The sequence below is a fragment of the Rhizobium jaguaris genome (assembly GCF_003627755.1).
Classification (GTDB): Bacteria; Pseudomonadota; Alphaproteobacteria; order Rhizobiales; family Rhizobiaceae; genus Rhizobium; species Rhizobium jaguaris.
In genome coordinates this window covers 1852676-1875108 of record NZ_CP032694.1, presented here as the reverse complement: position 1 = coordinate 1875108, position 22433 = coordinate 1852676, and the positions used below count along the sequence as shown (strand labels likewise).

The following is a 22433-nucleotide window of genomic DNA, read 5'->3' as shown; positions in this document are numbered from 1 at the left end:
AAAAACCCGGAAATCCCATGGGATTTCCGGGCGCTCTTGCTGAAAATTGATTCTGAAAATTAATTCGCCGCGACCTTGAGGGGCGTGACGGAGGCAATGGCATCGAGCCGCAGGCCGGTGTCCTGGGCGAAAAGATGAGTATGCTGCTGGGGAAGCTCCAGGCCGACGGCGTCGCCCGTTTGTCCCGTGGTATGGTCGGCGACGGCAACGGCGAAGTTCGAGCCTTTGATATCGCAATGAATGACGCGGCCGGCGCCGAGTTCTTCGACGAAATCCACCGTGGCGGGAACAGCGCCGGGCGTACCCGCCGGCACGAGACGCGCATGTTCCGGGCGGATGCCAAGCGCGACCGGCTGACCAGCGTGGCGCTTGCCGATATTGGCGTCGACGGCGATCGGCAGTCCGTCAAAAATGAATTGCTCGCCATTCGCCGAAAAGGAACCCTCAAGGAAATTCATGGCCGGCGAACCGATGAAGGAGCCGACGAAACGGGTGCGCGGCGTATTGTAGACTTCCAGCGGCGTGCCGACCTGCTCGACATTGCCCTTGTACATGACCACCAGCTTGTCGGCGAGCGTCATGGCTTCGACCTGATCATGGGTAACGAAAACCGAGGTGGCCAACAGGCGCTTGTGCAGGCGGCGGATTTCGACACGCATCTGCACGCGCAGCTTGGCGTCGAGGTTGGAAAGCGGCTCGTCGAAGAGGAAGACCTTCGGTTCGCGGATGATGGCGCGGCCCATGGCGACGCGCTGACGCTGGCCGCCAGACAGCTCGGACGGCTTGCGCGCGAGGAAATCTTCGAGGCCGACGATGCGGGCCGTTTCCTTGATGCGGCGGTCGCGCTCCTCGCGCGGCACACCGGCCACCTTCAGCGCGTAGCCCATGTTGGCGGCGACATCCATATGCGGATAAAGCGCGTAGTTCTGGAAGACCATGGCGCAGCCGCGCTCGCGCGGCTCGAGCTGATTGACCACCTTGTTGTCGATGATGATTTCGCCTGACGTAATATCCTCGAGGCCGGCAATCATGCGCAGCAGGGTGGATTTACCACAGCCGGAAGGGCCGAGAATGACGACGAACTCGCCGGAGCGGAAGTTCAGGTCGACGCCGTGCACGACCTGATTGCGGCCATAGGCCTTGCGGACTTGCTCGATCCGGATCTCTGCCATCTTGCTCTTCCCTGCCTGTCAATTCTGGGCCCGTCAGTTGGCTGGACTGCTAGCGAACTTGCATTACAAAACGGTGACAAGGCCCGGCGAATTGTGCAGCGCACAAGCTTTTCATCAGAGGCAACATTAGCAGCTATTCGGCCGGATGCGGATTGGGATGATGGCCGGAGGCCTGCGACGGGCGACGGCCGTCGATGATACGTCTGATGACGCGGAAATAAAGGCTATACGGCAAAAAGTTCACCAGCTTCGCGCGGTAGGTGAAGCTCTTCGGAAAAGTGATTTCGAAACCGGGCGATTTCAGGCCGGCGGCGATCGCCTTCGCTGCGTCTTCGGCCGACATCAGTCCCGGCATTGAAAATTTATTCTTCCCGGTCAGCGCTGTGTCGACGAAGCCCGGCGTGACGAGCTGGATATGAATGCCCATCCGGTCAAGTTCGAAATTCAGACTTTCGGCCATGTTGATCAGGGCGGCCTTGGTCGCGCCGTAGGCCGCGCCCGCTGGTACACCGCCATAGCCAGCCGCAGAGGAGACGATGGCGATCTGACCATGCCCCCTCGCCCTCATATGGCGCACAGCCGGTACCAGGCAGTTGATGACGCCATGGAGATTGACGGCAAAGCTCCGGTCGAAGACATCGTGGTTCAGATCCTCGCCGCGCGCCGGCAGATAGATGCCGGCATTGAGGACCGCCAGAGCCAGCGGGCCGTGTTGATATTCGATCGCCGCGACGGTGTGCTCCATATCCTCGGCATTGGTGACATCGCCGTCGAGCACGATAATGCTGCCGGGCTGCTCGCTTGCTTCCGCCTGCAGCTCCAAGAGCTTGTCATGACGTCGGGCGGTGACGGCGACCTTGTAGCCCTCGCCTGCAAGTTTCAGTGCCAGCGCCCGGCCAATCCCGGAGCTGGCTCCTGTGATCCAGATCACTCCATGTTCGGGACGGGCAATAAACGGGCGCATGACTTTTTCTCCTTGGCCGGCAACCTTCCCGATGCAGCCTTCGGGCGGTCTTCCGCAGCATTTTAGAACTAACGCATCATTGTGGCCTCTTTCGGCCAGCCACGGTCGTCAGGGTAGAAATCCGCGTCGACGAGGCAGAAGGCCGGGGCCCTTCAAGGACGCTTTGCAGATGACTTTTATCGCCCAAGTGGAATTTTGCGGCGTGGAAGGGGAGTGTGGAACAGAATTTCTTGCCTATGCCGCCTTGTGAAGGGAAAAGACCGTTCTTACAGTAGTCCTGAACAGAAGGCAGAGATTCCATGACCGTCCATCCCTCCGTCCTAGAAGCGATCGGCAACACGCCACTGATCAAGCTAAAGGGTGCCTCCGAGGCGACGGGCTCGACCATTCTCGGCAAGGCGGAGTTCTTGAACCCCGGCCAGTCGGTCAAGGATCGCGCCGCGCTCTACATCATCCGCGATGCCGAAAGGAAGGGCCTGCTGAGACCCGGCGGCGTCATCGTCGAGGGCACGGCGGGCAATACCGGTATCGGCCTGACGGTGGTCGCCAAGGCGCTCGGCTACCGCACCGTCATTGTCATTCCGGAAACGCAGAGCCAGGAAAAGAAGGACGCGCTGAAGTTGCTCGGCGCCGAACTCGTGGAAGTGCCGGCCGTTCCCTACAAGAATCCCAACAATTACGTGAAGGTTTCCGGCCGGCTGGCCGAACAGCTGGCGAAGACCGACCCGAACGGTGCGATCTGGGCAAACCAGTTCGACAATGTCGCCAATCGCCAGGCCCATATCGAAACGACCGCCAAGGAAATCTGGGCCGATACCAACGGCAAGATAGACGGCTTCATTTGCTCGGTCGGTTCTGGCGGCACACTGGCGGGCGTGGCCATGGGTCTGCATGCCTTCAACAAGGACATCAAGATCGGCATCGCCGATCCCGAAGGTGCCGCACTTTATGAATTCTACAAGAACGGCGAGCTGAAATCCTCCGGCTCCTCGATCACGGAGGGTATCGGCCAGGGTCGCGTGACGGCTAACCTGGAAGGCTTCAAGCCCGATTTCGCCTATCAGATCAGCGATGCCGAAGCCCTGCCCTATGTCTTCGATCTGGTCGAACACGAAGGTCTTTGCCTCGGTGGCTCGACGGCCATCAACATTGCCGGCGCTGCGCGCCTTGCCAAGGATCTCGGCCCGGGCCATACGATCGTGACCATCCTCGCCGACTATGGCAATCGCTATCAGTCCAAGCTTTTCAATCCGGATTTCCTGAAGTCGAAGGGCCTGCCGCTGCCGGCATATCTGACGACGAATTCCGATATTCCTGTTCCTTACGAGAACCTAGCGTGATCTTATGTCGGTGAATGCCCTTTATCGTGACGATTTCTATCTCTCGACCGCCGAAGCTGTCGTAGCTGCAATTCACGAAGATGGGGGCATCGAGCTCGATCAGACCTGCTTTTATGCCACCTCCGGCGGACAGCCGGGCGACATCGGTTTCTTCGAGCGCGCCGACGGTTCGAAAATCGCGCTTGGCCAGACCAAGCACGGGGCGACGAAGGATATCATCATCCATGTGCCGCTCGAGGGTGAAACGCGGCCTGCCGTCGGCGAAAAGCTCGTGCTGCATGTCGACTGGCCGCGCCGTTACAGGCTGATGCGTATGCACACGGCCTGCCACCTGCTCTCGGTCGTCTGCCAATATCCGATCACAGGTGCGGCCGTCGGCGAGGACGAAAGCCGCGTCGATTTCGACATGAGCGAGACGATCGACAAGGATGAGGTGACGGCGAAGATGATGGCGCTCGTCAACGAGAACCATCCCGTTTTCGTTCAGTGGATCACGGATGAGGAGCTTGCAGCCAATCCGGGTATCGTCAAATCCAAGAATGTGCGCCCGCCGATTGGTCTCGGCCGCGTCAGCCTTGTCTGCATCGGCGAGAACTCTGTCGTTGACAGCCAGCCCTGTGGCGGCACACATGTGTCCGAGACGCAGGAAGTCGGTGCAATCTACATCGCCAAGATCGAGAAGAAGGGCAAAGAGAACCGCCGCTTCCGCATTCGTTTCGGCGCGCCCACCGACGAAGCTTGAGCTGACGATTCCTGTTATAAATAAGGCCCGATATAAATCAGGGAGACTACCATGACAGCGGAGAAGAGCCGTTTCGTCGTATCGGCCGATTGGCTGCAGAGTGAACTGGGGGCCAAGGATCTGCGCATCCTCGATGCGTCCTTCTATCTGCCGGCACAGAAACGCGATGCCGATGCCGAATATGCCAGCGGCCATATTCCCGGCGCCATCCGCTTCGATCAGGACAAGGTCGCCGATCATTCTACCGGTCTGCCGCACATGGTGCCGTCGCCGGAATTCTTCGCAGCCGAGGTCGGCAAGCTGGGCATCAGCGAGACCGATCGTATCGTCGTCTATGACGGCCCCGGCGTCTTCGCATCACCGCGCGTCTGGTGGCTGTTCCATGTCGTCATGGGCGCCCCGAATGTCATCGTGCTCGACGGCGGCCTGGACGGCTGGAAGGCCGAGGGGCGGCCGCTGGAAACTGCCCTGCCCGCACTCCCCGCGGTCACCTTCAAACCGAATTTCAATGCCGCCCGCATCGTCCCTTTCAATGAGATGCTCGAGATCGTCGACAGCGGCTCCCTGCAGATCGCCGATGCCCGCAGCGCCGGCCGCTTCGCCGCCACCGAACCGGAGCCGCGCGAAGGCATGCGCTCCGGCCATATGCCGGGTGCGAAAAGCCTGCCGTCCGGCAGCTTCGCTGCAAACGGCAAGTTCAAATCCCTGCCGGAACTGCGCGAAACGATCGAGAAGGCCGGCATCGATCTCGAAAAGCCTGTTGTGACCACCTGCGGCTCCGGGATCACCGCCGCCATCATCACGCTGGCGCTGGAATCGCTCGGCCATGGTGCCAACCGGCTCTATGACGGCTCGTGGTCGGAATGGGGCAGCCGGCGAGATACACCTATCGTCACCGGCAAAGACTGAGCGGCGCGGTCCCTGTGAAAACGCCATCGTCGCTCAAAGTCCATATCACCCGGCTTGAAATGACCGCGCCGCCCAAGGCGAGCCTGCCCGTGCCCGTCAATATCCAGACGGCAATCATGCGCTCGCCCAGCATTCCGCTGCCCTTTTACCGCTACCTCTATCGCCAGGTCGGCGCCCGCTGGCATTGGGTCGACCGGCTTCGGATGCATGACGAGGAGCTGACGGCAGTTCTGCACGACCAGCGCAACGATATCAGCGTGCTCTATGTCAATGGCGCACCTGCCGGTTTTTTCGAGTATTTCCGTGAGGATGAGGAGACGATCGAGCTCAGCCATTTCGGCCTGATCGAGCACGCTCTCGGCCTCGGCATCGGCAAGTGGTTCCTGCTGCAGGCGCTCTACGCCATGTGGACGCTCAGCCCGCAGCGCATCACGACAACCACCAACAATCTCGACCATCCGCGAGCACTTCAACTCTACCAGATGTTCGGCTTCTCTCCGGTCTCGACCGGCGAAGGTATCGTCCGGCCGCTGAGCGACAAGGAATTGCTGGACCTGGCAAAGAAAAGCTAAACGCAGGAATCGGGTGGCTTCTGCCTTTATGGCGGCGCATCACATGACAAACCCCGAGAAGGAGATTTGTCATGTCAGCGATTGCATTTGTCGCCATGCCCACGTCGGATGCCGAGGCCCTCTGGAATGGAGGTATGGATGCCTATGGTCACCGACCAGAGACCATGATCTCGGATGGTCCCGGTCATCCCTGCCGCCATTGCCTGCGGAATATCGATGCGGGCGAGGAGCTCTATGTCTTCGCCTACCGACCATTTCCTGAGTTGCAGCCCTATGCCGAGACCGGGCCAGTTTTCTTGCATAAGGTGCCGTGCGAACGCTACGCGTCAGAGGAAGTCCTGCCGCCTGTACTGACCACGAGTCCGGATTTCATCGTGCGTGGCTACGGCGAAAACAACCGTATCGTCTATGGGACCGGTGCCGTGACACCGATCGGTGACATTGGGACTTATGCTGGCGAGCTCCTGAGCCGCGAGGGTATCGCCTATGTGCATGTCCGCTCGGCACGCAATAATTGCTATCAATGCCGGATCGACCGCGCATAACCAAGAGTTATGCGCGGTGCAGAAAAAGAGACGCCGGCATATGCGAATGCCGGCGCCTCCGTCTGACATGAGCGCGATGGGATTTACGCTACGTTCAAGACGCTTTCCGGAGCGAAGACTTCGTAGCCGAGCGCTTCGGCCACCGGTTTGTTTGTGATACGGCCCTTGTGGACGTTAAGGCCGTTGCGCAGGTGCTTGTCCTCGGCGATGGCGCGCAGACCGCGATCTGCGAGCGCGAGGCCATAGGAGATGGTGGCGTTGTTCAACGCGTGCGCCGAGGTGACCGGAACCGCCCCGGGCATGTTAGCGACGCAATAATGCACAACGCCTTCGACCACATAGGTCGGCTCGGAATGGGTCGTTGCGTGGGAGGTTTCGAAGCAGCCGCCCTGGTCGATGGCGACGTCGACGATGACGGAGCCCTTCTTCATGCCGGACAGCATTTCACGGGTGACCAGCTTCGGCGCGGCAGCGCCGGGGATCAATACGGCACCGATGACGAGATCGGCGGCGAAAACTTCTTCTTCCAATGCCTGGATGCTGGAATAGCGCGTATGGACACGGCCGTTGAAGATGTCATCCAACTGGCGCAGGCGCGGCAGCGAACGATCGAGAATGCTGACATCGGCGCCGAGACCAGCCGCCATCTTGGCGGCATGCAGGCCGACAACGCCGCCGCCGATGATCGCGACCTTGGCCGGCAGAACACCCGGCACGCCGCCAAGCAGGATACCGAGGCCGCCATTGGCCTTCTGCAGCGCGGTTGCGCCCGCCTGGATCGATAGACGGCCGGCGACCTCCGACATCGGCGCCAGCAGCGGCAGGCCGCCGCGCTCGTCGGTGACGGTTTCATAGGCAATGGCAGTGACGCCGGAGGCGAGCAGCCCCTTGGTCTGTTCCGGATCGGGCGCGAGATGCAGATAGGTATAGAGAAGCTGGCCATCGCGCAGCTGCGCCCATTCGGAAGGCTGCGGCTCCTTGACCTTCACGATCATGTCGCACTTTTCGAAAATGTCCTTGGCGCTGGCAGCAATCTTGGCGCCGGCGGCAATATAGGCGTGATCGTCAGCGCCGATCCCCGCACCGGCCTTAGTCTCGACCCAGACCTCATGACCATGGGCGACATATTCGCGGACGGAGGCGGGCGTCAGACCGACGCGATATTCATGATTTTTGATTTCTTTCGGACAACCAACGCGCATTTTGTTTCTCCCTGAATGCCTATCCGGTTTGCAACTGTTCCACTGCGAATGAGACCACCTCCTCTTTGCAATGTCCTTGCAAAGACAATTTGCAAATGGCTATTTTTCGTGAATTATTGCGAAAAGACGAGATTTTTCGAAGGATCTTCGAATGCCAGATATAGACACCATGGATCGTTCGATTTTGCGAGTGCTGCAGCAGAACGCCAGGATCACCAATGCCGAGCTTGCCGAAAAGGTGGGCCTGTCACCATCCGCGTGCTCGCGCCGGCTCGACATTCTGGAGAAGGCCGGGGTGATCGGCGGCTATCACGCACGGCTGTCGCATAAGGCGCTTGACTACAAGATGATTGCCATCGTGCATATCTCGCTTTCCGGCCAATTTGCCAAAACGCTGTCGGAATTCGAGGCTGCGGTGAAACGCTGCCCGAATGTGCTCGTCTGTTACCTCATGTCCGGCGAATACGATTATATCCTGCGCGTTGCCGCGCGCGACCTCGAGGACTACGAGCGCATTCACCGCGACTGGCTTTCGGCCCTGCCGCATGTGGTAAAGATCAATTCCAGCTTCGCGCTGCGCGAAATCATCGATCGGCCGAATGTCGGTCTTTGAGCCGCGCTACCGCAGATCAAGCAGCAAGGCGCGGTGATCGGAGACTTCCGGCTCGGCGACGGCATCGAATGCCATCACCTCCACCGCCGATGTCACCAGCATATAGTCGGCGAAACGCGGCTCCTTGCGATAATAGGAGGTTCGCGTATCGCTGTGACCGCGCGAGGTGATGAGATCGGAAAGCCCCAATCCGCTCAGGGCGTCGAAGGTTACACTGCCCGGCAGGACATTGAAGTCGCCGCACACGACCAGCCTCTCATCGCCGTGGCGAACTTGCCGGATGAGTTCCACTAGTGCGTCCGCTTGATGACGACGTGCCGGTGTGTCCCCCTTGCCTTCGATATCGCGCAGGCCATGCATCTGCGCGATGGTGACGGCGAAACCGCTTTCATAGTTGTAGAGACGGATGCAATGAGCATTCCGCGCACGCGGATGCGGCCCCCAACCATCGGCCGAGAATTCCCTATGTACGAATCCCGATACCTGGCCGATGACCGGATGAGACTTTCGCACAAAGGTCGCCAGACCGAATTCGGAAGCAATCCGCCGATCGCCATCGAAGAGATCACCCCGCGCTGTCGGGCTGAAGAAGGCGTCGTGTGTGGGCAGGGCAGCACCAATCTCCGCGAAAAGATTGGCCCGCTGTGGAAGTTCGACGCCGTGGTCGCGGTAGACCAGCCATTCGGATCGCGCATCGTGGGTGCGCGTGACCTCCTGCAGGCACAGAATATCCGATTCGACATCGACCAGATACCGCATCAGCGATTCATGCAGCTGGCCGCCCCAAGCATTCAATGAAACAATGCGCAAAGTCATCTCTCCCTAAAAATCCTCACTCAACCCGCATACGAAGGCTGCAATCATTTACTTTCGCAAAGCGCGTCATTCGTCCTCAAACTAATCTTTCAAACTTAAAGAACAACAGCTTAGGTCGCATTTTAACAATTTCCCTAGCTTTGCCTTAAGTGGCAAAAGTTAACGATGACAGCATAGATATTTAACCATCGTTAATTTTATGTCTGCTCAAATTAACCTTTACTCATCAAGCACTTCGACGCAAAAGGGACGGCGGGCGACCCGTACGCGGTGCCGGATCATGGCGACATTGACCTATCTCGGCAGGCCCACTCCGGGACAGGTGTCAGATATTTCGACAACGGGCCTGGCCTTCGATCTCGGTGGACCGTTCAGCGGCATGCGCGGCAGCAAGGTCCGGATCGAGAGCCGGGAACTCGGCGCCTTGGAGGGCACTGTGCGATGGCTCAGAGGCGGGCGGATCGGCATTGAATTCGACGGGTCGTCCAACGCGGCAGCGCAGGTAACGGCCTATTTCCGCTTTTATCACAAGGACATCAGCCCGGTGCTGAAACGCTAAGACGACCCGGTCTTGATTCAGAACGGATGGTTTCAATTTTATCGATCGTCCTAAGCAACTTTCAATGCAGGGCTGCTAATACATGTTGTCAGAGACACGTAGGGAGCGAGGCCAGTCATGCAGACGATTTCAACACCGCATGCTCAGGGCAATTTGAAAATCAAGACGAGGCGTTCGCCGCGCAAGCGCGTCCGGTTGATGGGGCGGGTTCGATATTTTGCAAAGGCGGTTGTCGGCCGTGTGGTCGATATTTCTACCGGCGGTATCGCGCTCGACCTGCAATCGCCTATCTATGCCGCCGCCGGCAGCAAGGTTCGTGTCGAGTGCGACGAAATCGGCATCTTGGATGGCGTCGTGCGCTGGATCCACAACGGCCGGATCGGCATTGAGTTCGATCCCTCCTCCAATGCGTCGGCTCAGGTTGCCTCCTATTTTCGCTTTTTCCACAAGGAGATACAGCCGGTTCTCAAACGCTGACGGCTTCTTCGCTCCTTGGCGCCGGCACCACAATAAGCCTGTCATATTCGTGGTGCACACCTTCAAAATTCGTCTTAATCTCCCTCACCCCGAGAGGTGATCGAGGGATGAAGGATTCATTGTTGAAGGAGTGTTTCATGTCTTCCATTCTGGAATTGCCCAGCATGTCGCGCCGTTCCTTGCTGCAGGGCCTCAGCGCCACTGCCGCGCTCATCGTGCTGCATCCGTTCGCAGCCCGCGCGGCCAGCAATCAGGCGCATCTACGCCTTATGGAAACGACGGACATTCACGTCAACGTCTTCCCTTACGACTATTATGCCGATAAGCCGAACGACGCGATGGGCCTGTCGCGCACGGCAACGATCATCGACAATATCCGTGCCGAAGCCACCAATTCGCTGCTGATCGACAACGGCGATGTGCTGCAGGGCAATCCAATGGGCGACTACATGGCCTATCAGCACGGCATGAAGGACGGCGACGTCCATCCGGTGATCAAGGCGATGAACACGCTCGGCTATGAGGTCGGCACGCTCGGAAACCACGAGTTCAACTACGGCCTCGACTTCATGTTCAAGGCACTGGGCGGCGCGAACTTCCCCTTCGTCTGCGCCAATCTGACCAAGGGCCAGCTCGCCCCCGACCCGAAGAAGGACGACCTGTTCTTCAAGCCCTATCTGATCCTCGAAAAGAAGATCAAGGACGGTGCAGGCAATGAGAACACGATCAAGATCGGCTTCATCGGCTTCGTGCCGCCGCAAATCATGCTCTGGGACATCAAGAATCTCGAAGGCAAGGCCCAGACGCGCGATATCGTCGAGGCTGCCAAGGCCTGGGTTCCGGTGATGAAGGAAGAAGGCGCCGACATCGTCATCGCCCTCTCCCACTCTGGCATCGACGGCAGCGGCCCGGCCGACAAGATGGAAAACGCCTCTCTCTATGTCGCAGCTGTCGACGGTATCGACGCGATCTTCACCGGCCACCAGCATCTCGTTTTCCCCGGCCCGAAGACTTGGGATGGCATCAAGAATGCCGATCCGGTCAAGGGCACGCTGCAGGGCAAGCCGGCTGTCATGGCGGGTTTCTGGGGCTCGCATCTCGGCCTGATCGACCTGTTGCTCGAAAAAGACGGCAATAGCTGGAAAATCGTCGACTTCACCTCCGAGGCACGGCCGATCTATCACCGCGACGACAAGAAGAAGGTCATTGCCGATGTCGCCGACAAGAAGGAAGTGGTCGAAGCGGCCAAGGCCGAGCACGACGCAACGCTCACCTACGTCCGCACGCCGGTCGGCAAGACGTCGGCGCCGCTCTATTCCTATTTCGCTCTCGTCGCCGACGACCCGTCGGTACAGGTCGTGAGCCAGGCGCAGATCTGGTACATCAAGGACATGCTGAAGGAGACGCAGTATAAGGATCTGCCGGTCCTTTCGGCGGCAGCGCCCTTCAAATGCGGCGGGCGCAACGGCGTCGACTATTATACCGACGTTCCTGCCGGCAATATCGCCATCAAGAATGTCGCCGACCTCTATCTCTATCCGAACACGGTGCAGGCGGTCGTCATCAACGGCGCACAAGTGAAGAACTGGCTGGAAATGTCGGCGGCGATGTTCAATCAGGTCCAGCCAGGCGCCAAGGATGCGGATCTGATCAACAACAGCTTCCCGTCCTATAACTTCGACGTCATCGACGGTGTCACCTATCAGATCGACGTCTCGCAGCCGCGCCGGTTCGGCGACGACGGCAAGGTTCTGAATGCCGATGCCAACCGCATCCAGAACCTGCAGTTCGATGGCAAGCCGATCGATCCGGCTCAGAAGTTCCTCGTCGTCAGCAACAATTACCGCGCCGGCGGCGGCGGCAATTTCCCCGAAATCGCTTCGGATAAGGTCGTCTACCAGGCTCCGGACACCAACCGCGACGTTATCGTCCGCTATGTCCACGATCAGGGCACGATCAATCCGACCGCCGACGGCAACTGGACTTTCAAGCCGCTGCCGGGCACGACAGTCCTGTTCCAAAGCTCGCCAAAGGCCAAGGATTTCCTCGCCCAGGTGAAGAGCGTGAAGATCGAGGATGCAGGTGAAGGTACCGACGGTTTCCGTAACTTCCGGCTGGTTCTTTAGTCCCCGATTGTTCCCTCTCCCCGCATTGCGGGGAGAGGGCCAGGGTGAGGTGCCAGGCCCAAATTTGCGGCGTTGGCAGCCGTGCCTGACCATCATCAAATGCTTGCGGAGTCGGCTCCTTTCGTGGCTGAGTCTACTCCGAGAAGGCCCCCCTTCATCCGACCGATCGCCGTCTCACTTCGTTTAACAGCTTTCGGCCACCTTCTCCCCGCATTTGCGTGGCGAAGGAGCTTGATCACTCTGCCGCCAACTGCTTCTCGTTCGGATGAAACATCTCGACGACCGCTTTGAAATCCGCTTTGTTCGGGCATTTCGAAAGGCGCGAACTGAAGGCTTCGATCATCCAGGCAGCAGCAGGCCCTGGAGGATTGTCAAGCTTGTGGACGGCGTAGATCGGATATTCGCTCTGGTCGTAGGCATCGAGGGCCAGAGGCACCAACCGTCCCTTCTGCAGATCTTCCACGATGAGCGAAGCCGGTAGCCCGCCCCAGCCGAGACCGCCGCGCATCAATTGGTGTTTGGTCGCGATATCGCTGACATGCCAGATCTTGTATGACAGAACGTTGAAATCTTTGCCATTCGTGAGACCGGAGGCATCGGTAACGACCAATTGCACCTCCTCTCGCACATCGGCAAGCGTCAACGGCCTTCCGATCCGGGCAAGTGGATGAGCGGGCGAGGCCACCGGCAGCATGAAGGAATGGCCGATGCGCTCGATCACCAGCGAATCATCTTGATTCGGCACCGCGCCACCAATACCGATCGTCGACTTACCGCTGGCGACCAGTTCCATCATTGTGCCGAGTTCGCCGGTGTCGAGCCGTAGCGAGACCAGCGGGAAGCGGTCGCGAAACTCCCTCAATACGTCGACTGTGGCATTCGTCGGTACCATGACGCTGATAGCCACAGCCACTTCCGCTTCAACGCCCGCCTTCAAACCTTTGACACGCGCACGCATCACGCCGAGATCGGCGAGGATCCGGCGCGCATCCTCCAGCATAGCGCGCCCTGCGTCCGTCAGCGTCGGCTGGCGGGAGCCGGAACGCTCGAACAGCGGTACTTCGAGCTGAGCTTCGAGATTGGCGATCGTATAGCTGATCACCGATTGCGCGCGATTGAGGGTGCGCGAGGCGGCGGAAAAACTGCCGGATTCGGCAACGGTCAGAAAGACCTGCAACTGGTCTAGGGTTGGATTGGGAAGCATGGGCCATCCATTCTATCGATAATTCCGATCCATATTATCACAGTTTTTTCGATGGCACTGCAGACTTATTTCTTTTCCCGAACGGCGGCCAGACTCCTGCCTAGCTCCCGCAACCCATTGAAAAGGAACATGACCATGTCCTCCATTCTGCTTCTGACATCCAGCCCGCGCAGCGACTCGCTCTCCACCAAGATCGCCACCGAGCTTGCCGACAAGATCAAGGCCCAGAACCCAGGCAAGACGATCGTCCATCGCAACCTCGCCGCCGCGCCGCTGCCGCATATCGATGAGCTCTTTACCGCCGCCATTCGCACGCCGGTAGAGGCTCGCACCCCTGAGCAGGCCGAAGCCGTCAAGGTTTCCGACGCGCTCGTCGACGAGCTGCTCGCGGCCGACACGCTGGTCATCGGCACCGGCCTCATCAACTTCAATATCTATTCGTCGCTAAAGGCCTGGATCGACAACGTCGCCCGCGCCGGCCGCACCTTCACGTACACGGAAACTGGCCCGAAGGGTCTGGCGACCGGCAAGAAGGCCTATATCGTTCTTGCCTCTGGTGGCGTTTATTCCGAAGGCCCGGCTGCTCCGCTCAATCACGCCGTTCCCTACCTGAAGTCGGTTCTCGCCTTCATCGGCATCACCGATGTTGAAACGGTCTATGTCGAAGGTCTCGCCTTCGGTCCGGAAGCCGCTGAAAAGGCAATCGGCGCTGCCCAAGCCCGCGCGACCGAGCTGGCACTGGCCGCTTAAGCCTGCAAACAACAGCAATTCCTTGAGAGCGGCCGGTCCCCACCGGCCGCTTTTTATTTCCCGCTGTCTTTTGCCAAATCCTTCACGAAGTGCTTCGCGGCATCCAGAATTTCGTTGGAAAGCTCTTCATCGTTTGCCACACGCGCAAGGCCAACGGCACCGATCATCACGCAGGAGGCGATAATGGCATTGCGCCGTGCGTCTGCGGTATCCGGTTGCGGCATGCGCGCCGTCATCGATTCGATGTTTTTCCGTATCCCCTCGGTCGCAATCACCCGGACAGCTTCGCCGCTGCGGGCAATGTCGGCCATCAACGCAGCGTAGGCACAACCCTCGCCGCGGTGGTCGCGATGCCGAGGGCTGAGATAGTCGTCGGCATAGTTTTCGAGCGAGACATCCGCCGGATCGATCCCCTTCCCCTCCAGTTGCCGCCGCCACGATTCCACCGCCGACTGGACGGCTTCGGCCACCAACTCGTCGCGAGAGGCGAAATGTTTGTAGAAGCCGCCGACCGTCAGGCCCGCCTCCTTCATGAGATCGGCAACGCTGATACCTTCCAGCCCCTCCTCCCGCAGACGCTTGGCGGCGAGCGTCACTATGCGCTCATGTGTCTTCTGCTTTTCTAACTGCGAATGGCCCATCGAAAAATCTCCTCAGAGCATCTTGACGAATGTAGATTATGATCATAATCCTTATAGCGAACGATCATAATCCAGATCGCCGTTGAAGCCAATAGGAGCTACGAACATGCGCCTCAAGAACAAAGTTGCCATCATCACCGGCGGAAACAGCGGCATTGGCCTCGCCACCGCCCGCGTCTTCGTTAACGAAGGCGCCAAGGTCGCCATCACTGGTCGCAATCCAAAAACCCTTGCCGCCGCTGTCGAGACTCTCGGCGGCAACGTGTTGCCGCTGCAGGTCGACGTGACCGACGTTGCGGCCACGGAAAAGGCCTTCGCCGAAGCGGCTGAAAAGCTCGGTAATTTTGACATCGTCTTCGCCAATGCCGGCATCGGCGGCGCAACACCGATCGGCCAGACCTCGCTCGAACAATTCGAAACCATTATCCGCACCAATCTGACGGCGGTCTTCTTCACCGTGCAGGCGGCCCTGCCGCATCTGAATGATGGTGCGTCTGTAATCCTCAATGGTTCTGTGCATGCTGTTCTTGGCTCGGCCGGCTGGTCGGCCTATGCGGCTAGCAAGGGCGCAATTCGCTCAATGACCCGCAACCTCGCTTCCGAACTGGCGCCGCGCAACATCCGCGTCAATCAGGTCACTCCTGGCGGCACGAAGACGCCGATCTGGGCGCCGATGGCGCAGACGGAAGATGCGATGAGTCAGTTGGAAGCCCGCCTCGGCGGCATGAGCCCGCTCGGCCGTATGAGCGAAGCCGAAGAAATCGCTAAGGCCGCCCTTTATCTCGCATCTGATGACTCGAGCAACGTTTCGGCAATCGAAATCACGGTTGATGGCGGCATGACCAGCGCACCCTCGGGCGCCAAAATCTTCCGGGCCGCATAACCGCTATTGCTGAGCAGAAAAAGGGGCCGTCCTTCGGCCCAGCCAAGCGGGGTCTGCCGCATCGAGATCGCCAACAGCCGTTGTTGGCGATCTCAGCCTTCCCAGGATGCACACTAAATTTGCGATCCTGTTTTCGATTCCGGGCTACCTTGCCCCAGGCGTGGCTCTATCCCGGCCAGTAGCCGCTGAATGTTGGTGCGATGGCGCGCGATTACGTAAACGCCACCCGCTATCACCAGCAACCGATAGGGCAATGGTTGCTCCAAGCCGAAGACGAGGGTGATCGCGGTCAGCGCGGCGAGTATCGAACTCAGGGAAACAATCCGAAAAATAGCCAGCACAACGCCAAAGACCGTCACGGCACCTAAACCTACGGGCCAGGACATCGCCAACAACACGCCAAGCCCCGTCGCAACGGATTTTCCGCCGGCAAAATTCAACCAGATCGAACGGCTGTGTCCCAGCAACACGGCAAGTCCAGCCAGGAAAACGGCCCAAGGTTCCCAGCTTTGCCGATCAAGCGCTGTCGATGGCGTGACGGACGACAAAGTGGAGAACCAAAGATAAAACCAGCGGGCAAAGAGGATTGCCGCCGCACCTTTCAGCACATCCACCAGGAGCACTACCAATGCAGGCCATTTGCCCAGGGTTCGCAAGACGTTCGTTGCCCCGGTGGATCCGGAGCCATGCTCTCGGATATCAATTCCCTTGAGCAGTTTCCCCGCCAGATAGCCCGTGGGTGCAGAACCGAAGAGATACGCGATCGCCAACCCAACCACGCTCGCTATCCAGAAAATCACGCCATTCACCTCGACGCTCTAATTTCAGGTTTGCGAAACTCGGCTATTGGGTCTGCAGAATGCGAAACTAAGATGCTGCCTGATTCCACATTCGGTTAGGGCTGGCCATTCGGCTCAGACCTGGCGCACTTTTTCGCCGTCTCCGAACAGAGACGGGCCGTTCTGATCGATGATCTGCTGCGCCTTGCGGAAGGTCGATTCGAGCGCATCGTCCGACGAAGTGAAAACATCGGCGCGAATGAAATTGCGCACCAGGATCTCGCCGTTTACTTCCTTCTCGATCCGACCCATCAGGCGGAACTGATTGCCCTCGCGCTGCGGCGTCGCGTAGATCGTGCAGCCGCCATGCTCCTGCGGCTCAGCCGTGACGGAAGAACCGCCAGCCTTTTCGGCGCTCGTCGTCGAAGCGCCGCCGCCGGTGAAGATCGAGAGAATATTCGACAAGATCGAAGCCATGAATCGCCTTTAGCATGAAGGACGTGGGGTGGCAAAGTTAAATAATCAGGTTCGCCAGAATGTCGTTCTCGGTGATGTCCTCATAGCCCATGCCGGCGCGCTCGAAATTCTCGACAAGCTGCTTGAAGTTGTCGGGATGCTTGGTCTCGATGCCGATCAGGATGGAACCGAAATTGCGGGCGCTCTTCTTCAGATATTCGAAGCGGGCGATATCGTCGTCCGGCCCCAGCAGGTTGAGGAAATCGCGCAACGCGCCGGGACGCTGCGCGAGCCTCAGGATGAAGTATTTCTTCAGCCCGGCATAGCGCATTGCGCGCTCCTTGACGTCGGGCAGACGCTCGAAATCGAAATTGCCGCCGGAGACGACCGCAACGATCGTCTTGCCGCGGATGCTCTCACGATCCATCGCGTCGAGCGCGGTAATCGCCAGTGCACCGGCGGGTTCCAGCACGACGCCTTCGACATTCAGCATATCGGTGATCGTTACGCAGATGGCATTTTCCGCGATCAGCATGACCTGCTCGGCTGCAAAACCCTTCAGGGCGGCAAAATTCAGCTCGCCGATGCGGCCGACCGCTGCGCCGTCGACGAAATTATCGACCTTTACCAGCGTCACCACCTGCCCCATCTCCATGCTGCGCCTGAGGCTCGGCGCTCCGGCCGGCTCGGCGAAAACGAAGCTCTCCTTGGCTAGGCGATCCGCAAAATAGCCTGTGATGCCGGCCGCCAATCCACCGCCGCCGACGGGCAGAATAATGTGGTCGGGCACGACGCCTTCAGGCAATTGCTCGGCAATTTCAGCCGCAACCGTCGCTTGCCCCTCGATGATATCGGCATGATCGAAGGGCGGCACCATGACGCCGTCTATGTGCTGCACGTGCTCGCGCGCCGCCTGGTAGCATTGGTCGAAGAAATCGCCGAACAGCTTGATGGTGATGAATTCACCGCCGAACATACGGGTTTTGTCGATCTTCTGCTGCGGCGTCGTCACCGGCATGTAGACCACGCCCGGCACCCCGAAATGGCGGCAGACAAACGCAAAACCCTGCGCATGATTGCCGGCCGAAGCGCAGACGAATGTCTTGCCCGTACCGCCCGCGGCAATCACCTTGCGGAAGAAATTGAAGGCACCGCGAATTTTGTAGGAACGCACCGGCGTCAGATCTTCGCGCTTCAGCCAAATGTTTGCCCCATAACGAGCGGAAAGATGCTCGTTCAGTTGCAGTGGCGTTGCGGGAAAAAGACCACGCATGGCCTCGGTGGCGTTGAAAACATCCTGCTTGTCCACGGGCTTGATCCGTTCCTGTTCAATCCGCCTTCGCTATGACACAGGAAACATGAGTAAAGAAAGCCTCTTTGTCGCGCTTTCCGTCTCGTCCGGGCGATTGCGACCATCAAGCGCGCAGCTGCTATTATTCGCGCCACCATGTTACATCCGGTCGCAACACAAAATCTTCGAATTGACAGGAGGCGAAGGCCTGCTTCCAATGCGAGCCAGCCATCATGACGATGGTTAGAGGCCCGCTCCAATCCGGTTCACCCGGTGCCGGCGGGCTTCGTTTAATACGCCGGGGTGCCGCACTGCTCGCATTGCCGCGCTGGATGCGCTTATCTTATTGTGAAAGCATTGGAAAAATGGCATCTGGCTTCCCGGATTTTTCGGAGAGTCAGGGATGCGTTTTGTTTTGATTGCGGTTGTCTTGGCCTCGTTGCTCGCTTCGTGTGAAACACAAGGACGAGGATCGACAAGAACGGTCATCGTGACGCCGAAACAAGCGAGAGCATTGCTACAAGACGCCGAAAAGACCTGCTCATACCTGGGTAGCGACAAAAACATTCTCGAGAATTATTGCCTGGATACGTATCTCAAGAATCGACTGAGATATTTCCCCACCGAAGGAGCGGTCGCTAAACCCGGCCCCTCGAAATCCGCAGGCAAGCATATATAAGCGAACAATCGCTTGACTGAATCGCTCAAGTGCTTGAAGGGGAAAGGCACGCGGACGTGGCGAAACTGGTAGACGCAAGGGACTTAAAATCCCTCACCTTCGGGTATACGGGTTCGACCCCCGTCGTCCGCACCATATTGAAAATTGTGGTGACGGGTCCCGCTCAATAGGTCGGGAAGCACGACGTTGCGGCGATGTTCACCGGCATCGATGGCAAAAAAGGAATTGCGATCGTATAGGTGTAGGCTGCCGTAACATTCTGTCCGCATGCATCTTTACTCACGGAAAACACGCTGGGATCAATGTTAAGGCCATAAGCCTGGCTCACGGCGTATGCCTGGGTTGAACCTGTATCGGGACAAGTGGTCTGCATCAGGCTCGCACACCGGGCGCTGAGGTCGACGGCGTGCTGTAATCCCAATCGGGTCCAGAGAAAGAGCCCATATTGTCCGATCGAGAATACTAGAACGATAAAGAAGGGCGCAGTCAGAGCAAACTCGACTGCGGTTGTCCCTTCGGCATTTCTCGCGAGACGACGAATCATTGAAGCCTCGCTGTTGCCGTTGACTGCAGCGCAAAGGATGCGGGTACGAAAGGAAGTGCAAGATACGGCACGTAGGTAGCGGCCGCCGAGGCGGACACGTAGGTGCCCGCTCGCGATCCGTCCGAACAGACATCGGAGCACACCGCGACGGAGATGCCTTGACCACTAGGACATCCGCAAAATTTCGAGGGGGCAGGCGCCGCCGAGATGACGGCCGAGCCGGTACTTCTTGTGATGACATTCGACATGGCGGAACTATCGAAGCCGCGAGCCAGAGCATATTGCAGACCTCGCTGTGCCGCATTCTCCACCTGCGTCTGCTGAAGCAATGCGGACGAATAGTCGACAAGACCGAATGTCATCGCGATCAAGATCGGCAGTATGAGCGCCAAATCGATGGCGGCCGTACCGTGCCGTTCATTGAACAGGTCTCGACAGAGCCTTCTCCAAGCCTGCGGCGAACCCAGCGGCCGCTTGGCGACGAGCATGCGGGAGAGCGGTGCTTCAGTTTGTACTATTGTTTTTGCGGCCATCACTATCCTCATTCGACCAATTTGCCGGCGGCGCCGCCAATGGCGCGGGTCGGATAGGCACTGCAATCGATGGATAGATTGGAATTGCCAGTGAAGGTGACCGTATCCGCGATAATCTTGATACAGGCATTTGTCGCGGTGTTACCTCCCGAGTAGCTGACCGCCGCCTTTGGCAGATAGATCGATCCCGCCAAATTCTGGCTCGCACCGCCATTAAAGCTGAAGGCTGTGCCCACGGGCATATTCCGGTCGCCGAAAACGACAATGCCGGCCGTGTCTCCCGTAAGCGGCGGCGTGAGATCAAGGATCGCCCCGCCGTTGATCGACGCGGTGCCGTAATTGCTTCCCGTGCTGGAGGTGAAGATGATCGTGACGCCGTGGCCGATCAAAGTCGCGCCGCCGTTGACCTTCAGGTTAGCGCGATCGAGAATATAGATCCCGGGGTTCAGAGTTAGGACCGCGCCTGCGTTCACGGTAATGTCGCCGCAATAGACACCCGGATCGAGTGTCGTCTTCCCCTTGATGTTTTCCTTGCCGTTGATCGTGCAACCCGAGTAGGTCGGCATCTGAACATCGGCATATGGGTCCGTGACAGGCCAAATTCCGGTCGCCGTTCCCTCGCTCGCCTTAATGCCGCTAAGACCGCTGATGCCGCCGGCGGCCCCGACCGACAACGCCTGGATCAGCGCGGAACCGCCGACACTGACCGACGTGGGGCTTGTCGAATTCGAGACCAAGCTGCAGTTGTTCAACGTCACCGAGGTTGACCCCTGAGCCGACGCGGCAGCACTTGCCGTCTGATCGAGCGCCAGCACACAGGCGTTGGCGGCATTCGCCATGGCCACGGATCTCGTCGTAACGACGAAAGCCTGCTGCCAAAGCGCGGAGAACAGCAGGTCCATTGGTTGTTGTGCGACGACTTCGATCGCCGATCCATTCCCAGCGTAAGATCCCTGCGTCGGAGGGCGGTGGATCGATATCACCACGCTATTCTGGCCATTAACGAGCCCATAGCTTGCCGTTATCGCGTTGACCTGGGACACGACCGGCCCGTCACCACTGGCGGTATAGGCGGCCGCGCCGCTTACAGCGGCGGCGTCGGTCGCCGACTGCATCGTCTGTTGCTTATAAGTCCACAGCCCATAATCCGTGCCGAGCCCTATCAAGCCGATCAGAACCGGGAGCGACAATGCGAAAACGACCAAATAAGCGCCGGTCGAATCGTGAATGAAGTCCACGATTGTCTTTCGGTGGCGCGCGCCGATAGGAAATCGAAGCATTGTCCCCCCATCAAATTATACGGAAAATCCGATGGAGGACTGTGCAGTCCAATTCTTTATTTTTCTCTTTTTTAAGAAGTTCGAATTGAATGGAAAATACAGTAAAGATGGATTGTGCAACGCGCGGAGCCTCGCCCCTCAATCCGAAGTCCCATAAGAAAACAAGGCGGCCCGTTGGACCGCCTTGATATTGTCTGTCTCGTTTATGGTCGCTTAGCGAATGACGATCGTGAATGCCTTGCGCGGATACCACCAGCCGTCGCTGTGGCGGCGGTAGCCCGGACGAGCGTATTTATAGCCATGATAGCCGTTCCAATAGCCCGGGCGGTAGCGCGGCGGCGGGCGATGGTGCGGACGGTGTCCGTTGTTGTCCCAATGCCGGCGGTCCGGCTGGTGGTATTGCACCATCTCGATAGCGGTGCTTGCGGCCGGCTTGGGCTGATAGAGCGGCGCGGCGGCGGAAGGCGCGACCGATGCGAGGCCCATGACCAGCGTCAGCGCACCGGCGCCGACGATGCCGAAAATTTTGTTCATGACAGCTCCAATTCTAAGATTTGCAGCCCCTCATTGAACCCGCATTGATGAACAGACTATGAATTCTACCTTAAATAGCGATCACATCGCTGTCATCGCCTTTTGCCGCCCTTGCACATCGCAAGGATGAAAAACTGCGGCATACAAAAAGGCGCAGCTTTCGCCGCGCCTTTCTTCAATTGATATGCGAATTCGAATTAGGCGACGAGTTTGGCCGCGATCTTGGCGACGTGAGCGCCCTGGTATTTTGCAGCTTCCAGTTCGATTTCCGAAGGCTGGCGCGAGCCGTCGCCATTGGTGATCGTGGAAGCGCCGTAAGGCGAGCCACCCTTGACTTCTTCTGTGCCCATCTGGCCTTGGAAAGCATAGGGAAGGCCGACGACGGCCATGCCGTGGTGCAGCAGGGTCGGAATGAAGCCGAGTATGGTCGACTCCTGGCCGCCATGCTGGGTAGCCGAGGAGGTAAAGACCGAGCCGACCTTGCCGACGAGCTTGCCGCCGAACCACAGGCCGCCGGTCTGATCCCAGAAATTGCGCATCTGCGACGTAACCGTGCCGAAGCGCGTGCCGGAGCCGACGATGATGGCGTCGTAGTCGGCCAATTCTTCCGGCGATGCGATCGGTGCTTCCTGATTCAGCTTGAAGTAGGAAGCCTTGGCGACCTCTTCCGGCACCAGTTCCGGTACGCGCTTGACGGTCACCTCGGCGCCGGTCGATTTTGCGCCTTCAGCGACGGCATAGGCCATCTTCTCGATGTGACCATAGGAAGAATAATAGAGAACCAGAACCTTAGCCATAAACGTCTCCCGTTGTTGGACGTGT

25 protein-coding genes and 1 tRNA gene are annotated in these 22433 nt (G+C 58.7%); 12 read left to right on the top strand and 14 right to left on the bottom strand.

The features are described 5' to 3' along the window. Nucleotides 1-59 precede the first annotated feature (59 nt). Both CCGE525_RS09215 and CCGE525_RS09210 read right to left on the bottom strand, forming a co-directional pair. Nucleotides 60-1172, bottom strand: a complete 1113-nt coding sequence (locus CCGE525_RS09215; protein WP_120703997.1) for a sn-glycerol-3-phosphate import ATP-binding protein UgpC — start codon at nucleotides 1170-1172, stop codon at nucleotides 60-62. Between the two features lie 133 nt (nucleotides 1173-1305). After that, on the bottom strand, nucleotides 1306-2136 hold the full coding sequence (locus tag CCGE525_RS09210) for an SDR family NAD(P)-dependent oxidoreductase (protein ID WP_120703996.1): 831 nt from the start codon (nucleotides 2134-2136) through the stop codon (nucleotides 1306-1308). Nucleotides 2137-2435: 299 nt separating this feature from the next. On the opposite strand from CCGE525_RS09210, the gene CCGE525_RS09205 reads away from it, so the two are divergent. The 5 genes from CCGE525_RS09205 (at nucleotide 2436) to CCGE525_RS09185 (ending at nucleotide 6244) form a co-directional block, all read left to right on the top strand. Continuing rightward, complete coding sequence (locus CCGE525_RS09205; protein ID WP_120703995.1) at nucleotides 2436-3476, top strand: cysteine synthase A; 1041 nt, start codon at nucleotides 2436-2438, stop codon at nucleotides 3474-3476. A 4-nt stretch (nucleotides 3477-3480) separates the two neighbouring features. Then, a complete protein-coding gene (locus tag CCGE525_RS09200; protein ID WP_120703994.1) occupies nucleotides 3481-4218 on the top strand; it encodes an alanyl-tRNA editing protein in 738 nt (245 codons plus the stop codon). 51 nt (nucleotides 4219-4269) lie between these two features. Next, nucleotides 4270-5127, top strand: coding sequence for a 3-mercaptopyruvate sulfurtransferase (gene sseA / locus CCGE525_RS09195; protein WP_120703993.1), 858 nt, complete (start codon nucleotides 4270-4272; stop codon nucleotides 5125-5127). A gap of 59 nt (nucleotides 5128-5186) precedes the next feature. Further along, nucleotides 5187-5699, top strand: coding sequence for a GNAT family N-acetyltransferase (locus CCGE525_RS09190; protein WP_120706339.1), 513 nt, complete (start codon nucleotides 5187-5189; stop codon nucleotides 5697-5699). Between the two features lie 71 nt (nucleotides 5700-5770). Continuing rightward, nucleotides 5771-6244, top strand: coding sequence for a DUF1203 domain-containing protein (locus CCGE525_RS09185; protein WP_120703992.1), 474 nt, complete (start codon nucleotides 5771-5773; stop codon nucleotides 6242-6244). A gap of 83 nt (nucleotides 6245-6327) precedes the next feature. Here CCGE525_RS09185 and ald read toward each other — a convergent pair whose 3' ends face one another. Beyond that, nucleotides 6328-7446, bottom strand: coding sequence for an alanine dehydrogenase (gene ald, locus CCGE525_RS09180; protein ID WP_120703991.1), 1119 nt, complete (start codon nucleotides 7444-7446; stop codon nucleotides 6328-6330). Between the two features lie 151 nt (nucleotides 7447-7597). Here ald and CCGE525_RS09175 point away from each other — a divergent pair, with 151 nt between their 5' ends. Next, nucleotides 7598-8059: an Lrp/AsnC family transcriptional regulator gene (locus CCGE525_RS09175; RefSeq protein WP_120703990.1), complete on the top strand. Its 462-nt coding sequence runs from the start codon at nucleotides 7598-7600 to the stop codon at nucleotides 8057-8059. Nucleotides 8060-8065: 6 nt separating this feature from the next. Here CCGE525_RS09175 and CCGE525_RS09170 read toward each other — a convergent pair whose 3' ends face one another. Further along, the gene (locus tag CCGE525_RS09170) at nucleotides 8066-8875 is read right to left on the bottom strand and encodes an endonuclease/exonuclease/phosphatase family protein (RefSeq protein ID WP_205587442.1); all 810 of its coding nucleotides are present in this window, start codon (nucleotides 8873-8875) and stop codon (nucleotides 8066-8068) included. Nucleotides 8876-9155: 280 nt separating this feature from the next. Here CCGE525_RS09170 and CCGE525_RS09165 point away from each other — a divergent pair, with 280 nt between their 5' ends. The 3 genes from CCGE525_RS09165 to CCGE525_RS09155 all read left to right on the top strand — a co-directional run bounded on the left by CCGE525_RS09165 (nucleotide 9156) and on the right by CCGE525_RS09155 (nucleotide 12037). Further along, a complete protein-coding gene (locus tag CCGE525_RS09165; RefSeq protein WP_245472113.1) occupies nucleotides 9156-9434 on the top strand; it encodes a PilZ domain-containing protein in 279 nt (92 codons plus the stop codon). Between the two features lie 117 nt (nucleotides 9435-9551). Then, nucleotides 9552-9911 (top strand): PilZ domain-containing protein, encoded by a 360-nt coding sequence (locus CCGE525_RS09160; protein WP_120703988.1) that lies wholly within the window; start codon nucleotides 9552-9554, stop codon nucleotides 9909-9911. 137 nt (nucleotides 9912-10048) lie between these two features. Further along, a complete protein-coding gene (locus CCGE525_RS09155; protein WP_120703987.1) occupies nucleotides 10049-12037 on the top strand; it encodes a bifunctional 2',3'-cyclic-nucleotide 2'-phosphodiesterase/3'-nucleotidase in 1989 nt (662 codons plus the stop codon). A gap of 235 nt (nucleotides 12038-12272) precedes the next feature. Here CCGE525_RS09155 and CCGE525_RS09150 read toward each other — a convergent pair whose 3' ends face one another. Then, nucleotides 12273-13241: a LysR family transcriptional regulator gene (locus tag CCGE525_RS09150; protein WP_120703986.1), complete on the bottom strand. Its 969-nt coding sequence runs from the start codon at nucleotides 13239-13241 to the stop codon at nucleotides 12273-12275. Between the two features lie 135 nt (nucleotides 13242-13376). Here CCGE525_RS09150 and CCGE525_RS09145 point away from each other — a divergent pair, with 135 nt between their 5' ends. Continuing rightward, the gene (locus CCGE525_RS09145) at nucleotides 13377-13991 is read left to right on the top strand and encodes an FMN-dependent NADH-azoreductase (protein ID WP_120703985.1); all 615 of its coding nucleotides are present in this window, start codon (nucleotides 13377-13379) and stop codon (nucleotides 13989-13991) included. Nucleotides 13992-14044: 53 nt separating this feature from the next. On the opposite strand, the gene CCGE525_RS09140 is transcribed toward CCGE525_RS09145, so the two are convergent. Next, nucleotides 14045-14632 carry a TetR/AcrR family transcriptional regulator gene (locus CCGE525_RS09140; protein WP_120703984.1) on the bottom strand — a complete coding sequence of 196 codons (588 nt, stop codon included), beginning with the start codon at nucleotides 14630-14632 and terminating at the stop codon, nucleotides 14045-14047. A 106-nt stretch (nucleotides 14633-14738) separates the two neighbouring features. Between CCGE525_RS09140 and CCGE525_RS09135 the strand changes: the two genes are divergently transcribed. Then, a complete protein-coding gene (locus CCGE525_RS09135) occupies nucleotides 14739-15515 on the top strand; it encodes an SDR family NAD(P)-dependent oxidoreductase (RefSeq protein WP_120703983.1) in 777 nt (258 codons plus the stop codon). Nucleotides 15516-15628: 113 nt separating this feature from the next. Here the strand turns inward: CCGE525_RS09135 and plsY are convergent, their stop codons facing one another. The 3 genes from plsY to ilvA form a co-directional block, all read right to left on the bottom strand. Next, nucleotides 15629-16315 (bottom strand): glycerol-3-phosphate 1-O-acyltransferase PlsY, encoded by a 687-nt coding sequence (gene plsY, locus CCGE525_RS09130; protein WP_120706337.1) that lies wholly within the window; start codon nucleotides 16313-16315, stop codon nucleotides 15629-15631. A 114-nt stretch (nucleotides 16316-16429) separates the two neighbouring features. Next, nucleotides 16430-16771: an HlyU family transcriptional regulator gene (locus tag CCGE525_RS09125; protein WP_120703982.1), complete on the bottom strand. Its 342-nt coding sequence runs from the start codon at nucleotides 16769-16771 to the stop codon at nucleotides 16430-16432. A gap of 37 nt (nucleotides 16772-16808) precedes the next feature. Continuing rightward, nucleotides 16809-18023, bottom strand: coding sequence for a threonine ammonia-lyase (gene ilvA, locus CCGE525_RS09120; RefSeq protein ID WP_425375896.1), 1215 nt, complete (start codon nucleotides 18021-18023; stop codon nucleotides 16809-16811). Between the two features lie 747 nt (nucleotides 18024-18770). Between ilvA and CCGE525_RS09110 the strand changes: the two genes are divergently transcribed. Beyond that, nucleotides 18771-18855: transfer RNA gene (locus CCGE525_RS09110), tRNA-Leu, on the top strand. Nucleotides 18856-18883: 28 nt separating this feature from the next. Here CCGE525_RS09110 and CCGE525_RS09105 read toward each other — a convergent pair. The 5 genes from CCGE525_RS09105 to wrbA all read right to left on the bottom strand — a co-directional run bounded on the left by CCGE525_RS09105 (nucleotide 18884) and on the right by wrbA (nucleotide 22408). Next, nucleotides 18884-19264 (bottom strand): TadE/TadG family type IV pilus assembly protein, encoded by a 381-nt coding sequence (locus CCGE525_RS09105; RefSeq protein WP_120703979.1) that lies wholly within the window; start codon nucleotides 19262-19264, stop codon nucleotides 18884-18886. Then, entirely contained in the window at nucleotides 19261-19797 is a 537-nt protein-coding gene (locus CCGE525_RS09100) for a TadE/TadG family type IV pilus assembly protein (protein ID WP_162950143.1), read from the bottom strand. Before CCGE525_RS09100 ends, CCGE525_RS09105 begins: the two co-directional genes overlap by 4 nt. Before the next feature lie 8 nt (nucleotides 19798-19805). Next, on the bottom strand, nucleotides 19806-21077 hold the full coding sequence (locus CCGE525_RS09095) for a TadE/TadG family type IV pilus assembly protein (RefSeq protein ID WP_120703977.1): 1272 nt from the start codon (nucleotides 21075-21077) through the stop codon (nucleotides 19806-19808). Nucleotides 21078-21290: 213 nt separating this feature from the next. Continuing rightward, nucleotides 21291-21611, bottom strand: coding sequence for a hypothetical protein (locus tag CCGE525_RS09090; protein WP_120703976.1), 321 nt, complete (start codon nucleotides 21609-21611; stop codon nucleotides 21291-21293). A 197-nt stretch (nucleotides 21612-21808) separates the two neighbouring features. Beyond that, nucleotides 21809-22408: an NAD(P)H:quinone oxidoreductase type IV gene (gene wrbA, locus CCGE525_RS09085; RefSeq protein ID WP_120703975.1), complete on the bottom strand. Its 600-nt coding sequence runs from the start codon at nucleotides 22406-22408 to the stop codon at nucleotides 21809-21811. Nucleotides 22409-22433: the final 25 nt, after the last annotated feature.

Coding starts and splice junctions, on each gene's coding strand:
- CCGE525_RS09160 (WP_120703988.1), top strand. CDS start 9,552: ATGCAGACGATTTCAACACCGCATGCTCAGGGCAATTTGAAAATCAAG.
- ilvA (WP_425375896.1), bottom strand. CDS start 18,023: ATGCGTGGTCTTTTTCCCGCAACGCCACTGCAACTGAACGAGCATCTT.
- CCGE525_RS09125 (WP_120703982.1), bottom strand. CDS start 16,771: ATGGCTTCGATCTTGTCGAATATTCTCTCGATCTTCACCGGCGGCGGC.
- CCGE525_RS09155 (WP_120703987.1), top strand. CDS start 10,049: ATGTCTTCCATTCTGGAATTGCCCAGCATGTCGCGCCGTTCCTTGCTG.
- CCGE525_RS09200 (WP_120703994.1), top strand. CDS start 3,481: ATGTCGGTGAATGCCCTTTATCGTGACGATTTCTATCTCTCGACCGCC.
- CCGE525_RS09205 (WP_120703995.1), top strand. CDS start 2,436: ATGACCGTCCATCCCTCCGTCCTAGAAGCGATCGGCAACACGCCACTG.
- wrbA (WP_120703975.1), bottom strand. CDS start 22,408: ATGGCTAAGGTTCTGGTTCTCTATTATTCTTCCTATGGTCACATCGAG.
- CCGE525_RS09185 (WP_120703992.1), top strand. CDS start 5,771: ATGTCAGCGATTGCATTTGTCGCCATGCCCACGTCGGATGCCGAGGCC.
- sseA (WP_120703993.1), top strand. CDS start 4,270: ATGACAGCGGAGAAGAGCCGTTTCGTCGTATCGGCCGATTGGCTGCAG.
- CCGE525_RS09145 (WP_120703985.1), top strand. CDS start 13,377: ATGTCCTCCATTCTGCTTCTGACATCCAGCCCGCGCAGCGACTCGCTC.
- CCGE525_RS09190 (WP_120706339.1), top strand. CDS start 5,187: ATGACCGCGCCGCCCAAGGCGAGCCTGCCCGTGCCCGTCAATATCCAG.
- CCGE525_RS09215 (WP_120703997.1), bottom strand. CDS start 1,172: ATGGCAGAGATCCGGATCGAGCAAGTCCGCAAGGCCTATGGCCGCAAT.
- ald (WP_120703991.1), bottom strand. CDS start 7,446: ATGCGCGTTGGTTGTCCGAAAGAAATCAAAAATCATGAATATCGCGTC.
- CCGE525_RS09170 (WP_205587442.1), bottom strand. CDS start 8,875: ATGACTTTGCGCATTGTTTCATTGAATGCTTGGGGCGGCCAGCTGCAT.
- CCGE525_RS09165 (WP_245472113.1), top strand. CDS start 9,156: ATGGCGACATTGACCTATCTCGGCAGGCCCACTCCGGGACAGGTGTCA.
- CCGE525_RS09090 (WP_120703976.1), bottom strand. CDS start 21,611: ATGAACAAAATTTTCGGCATCGTCGGCGCCGGTGCGCTGACGCTGGTC.
- CCGE525_RS09175 (WP_120703990.1), top strand. CDS start 7,598: ATGCCAGATATAGACACCATGGATCGTTCGATTTTGCGAGTGCTGCAG.
- CCGE525_RS09140 (WP_120703984.1), bottom strand. CDS start 14,632: ATGGGCCATTCGCAGTTAGAAAAGCAGAAGACACATGAGCGCATAGTG.
- CCGE525_RS09105 (WP_120703979.1), bottom strand. CDS start 19,264: ATGATTCGTCGTCTCGCGAGAAATGCCGAAGGGACAACCGCAGTCGAG.
- CCGE525_RS09100 (WP_162950143.1), bottom strand. CDS start 19,797: ATGGCCGCAAAAACAATAGTACAAACTGAAGCACCGCTCTCCCGCATG.
- CCGE525_RS09095 (WP_120703977.1), bottom strand. CDS start 21,077: ATGCTTCGATTTCCTATCGGCGCGCGCCACCGAAAGACAATCGTGGAC.
- CCGE525_RS09210 (WP_120703996.1), bottom strand. CDS start 2,136: ATGCGCCCGTTTATTGCCCGTCCCGAACATGGAGTGATCTGGATCACA.
- CCGE525_RS09135 (WP_120703983.1), top strand. CDS start 14,739: ATGCGCCTCAAGAACAAAGTTGCCATCATCACCGGCGGAAACAGCGGC.
- CCGE525_RS09150 (WP_120703986.1), bottom strand. CDS start 13,241: ATGCTTCCCAATCCAACCCTAGACCAGTTGCAGGTCTTTCTGACCGTT.